The sequence below is a fragment of the Mycobacterium sp. KBS0706 genome (assembly GCF_005938675.2).
Taxonomy (GTDB): domain Bacteria; phylum Pseudomonadota; class Alphaproteobacteria; order DSM-16000; family Inquilinaceae; genus Inquilinus.
On the sequence record NZ_VCCH02000245.1, the window covers coordinates 1 to 2,212 of the forward strand.

Genomic DNA, 2,212 nt, shown 5'->3' on the forward strand with positions numbered 1-2,212 from the left:
TCCCAAAACGGACCCGGTTTGGCGATCCAACGTAACCGTAACATTACCGCTGCAGCCTCGTTTCTGCTGGATAGGGGTGGCATCGTCTAACCTCTCGCGCTCCGTTTGAATTGGATCCCCTCGAGCACCCTGTCATTCGGAGCCGGCCTTGCGCCATCGTTGACCGGTTGAACTGACCAGAGTTCGAACCGAGTCCCGCTTCAAGAGGCGACGGGCCTCACCGCAGGGACGGTGGGATCAAAGGAGGAGATGTACTCCGCACTGATATCGAACCGGGACACGCCTTCCGCCGTCGTACAAGGTGCCAGTTTGCAACCGAGACTTTGGACTGGAGGTCGCTGCCGATGCTGAGCAGATCCGCCCGGCGAGGACTATCCCGGCTCATGCTCCGGTGGCCCGCTCGTCGTGCGGTGCTCGCCAACCGCGCCGAGACGGATGAGGAGTTCGCTTCACTTTGCGAGATCTACGCCGAAGCCCACGATGCGCTCGAGACCTGGCGGCAATCCGAGCACCCCCTGGCTGATGCCCGTGTTTCCGAATATCGGGAGCTGGTTGCGGAAATCGAAGGCGAAATCCTTGATAAGATTGCGTCGCACTCTGAAAACCCGAGACCATAGTCCTGAAGTTGCTTTGGGCCAAATATTTTATTAATCGTGCCGGTATTTGATGTTGGGAACGTGATATTAACAGTAAGATGGTTGGATATGAATGAGAGCGGCGAGGGGAACATGCCAGCCGAGCTCAACGAAACGAATTGCGTCCCGCCCGATTGCAAGGTCGAAAAGGCAGGAATTGACGAGGCCTCCATCCGGGAGGCGCTCGCCCAGTTGCTCAGCGACCCGAATTTCCATGCCTCCGATCGCAACCGCCGCTTTCTGCGCTTTGCGGTCGAGGAGACCCTCGCCGGCCACGGCGACCGCGTCAAATCATACTCGATCGCCGTCGACGTGTTCGGCCGCGGTGAGGATTTCGACGGCAGCTCCGACCCGATCGTCCGGATCGAAGCGGCGCGGCTCCGAGCTGCGCTGACCGCCTACTATGCGGGTCCGGGATCCGATGCCTCGATCCGCATCACAATGCCCAAAGGAGGCTACGTCCCGTTCTTCGAGACTCGACCAGGCGACCGCCCTGCTGAGCCTCCCGAGACGCCACCATCCGCTCCGCAGGTGCCCGAGCCCAAACAGCCACAGCACCCCTTCGCGATCATGGGCAGGTGGAAGGGCCTGGCTGTCGTCGCCGCCTTGACCGCGGCAGTCGCGGCCAGTGCATACCTGCTCCTGCAGCCGCCTGCGGCGTCGCAGGAACCGCTCCTGATCATCGATCCGGTCGCAGTGGCACCAGGTGATCCCGTGAGAACCCAGATGGCGCTCGGCCTGTCCCAGTCGCTGATGATGGCCTTGACGCGGTTCCAGGGGCTCCGAGTGGTCTATGCGCCGGATGACGCGCGGCGCCAGGCGATCGAAGATCGCCTGGCCGTGGAGGGCGACCGGCGCTCACTCTATGTGCTCGACTCCAGTCTTCGGGAGGACGGCGGTTCGATCCGCTTCTGGTGGCGGCTGAGCGACGTCCGGCGTGGCGAGACGGTCTGGTCGGACGCGATCGATCGGTCGGTCACCGACGGGACCATGATCCCCATCGAGGATGAGATCGCGCGCGATGTCGCGACCCGCATCGGAGAGCCGACGGGGCTCGTCACCACGCGCGAGACGCATATCGAGATGGTTCTCCCGACCAGCGGCTATGGCTGCGTCCTGCGGGCGCGTGCCTACTACATGGCGATTTCCGAGATCCTGCACCGAGACGTCCGCGCGTGCCTCGAAGCGACGGTCGCGGCGGATGCGACCTATGCAGACGCCTGGTCCATGCTCGCCTTTGTCTATCTCGACGAGGATCGCAACGCCTTCAATCGCATCGGCACGGCGCAGCAATCGGCGACGCGGGCGCTGCAGGCGGCCGAACGGGCTGTGGCGCTGGCCCCGGAATCCGAGAGTGCCCTCGAAGCGTTGATGGACGTCAACCACCGGCTCGGCAATTTCGAGGCGGCAGACCGGGCCGGCCGCCGGGCGATCGAAATCAACCCGAACAATCCCGAGCTGCTGGCGGAACTCGGCATTCGCATCTTCGCCCGTGGCCGGTGGGACGAAGGCGCCGAGATGGTCCGGCGCGCCGCCGAGCGAAGCATGGTTCTGCCGCCGCTGAACCGCTTCACGCT

General features: G+C 63.7%; 2 protein-coding genes. Both read left to right on the plus strand.

From position 1 onward, the window contains the following. The first annotated feature begins 344 nt into the window (after positions 1-344). A complete protein-coding gene (locus FFK22_RS41525; RefSeq protein ID WP_143956984.1) occupies positions 345-617 on the plus strand; it encodes a hypothetical protein in 273 nt (90 codons plus the stop codon). A gap of 111 nt (positions 618-728) precedes the next feature. Continuing rightward, on the plus strand, positions 729-2,212 hold a 1,484-nt coding region (locus FFK22_RS41530; RefSeq protein ID WP_143956985.1), incomplete at its 3' end, for a hypothetical protein.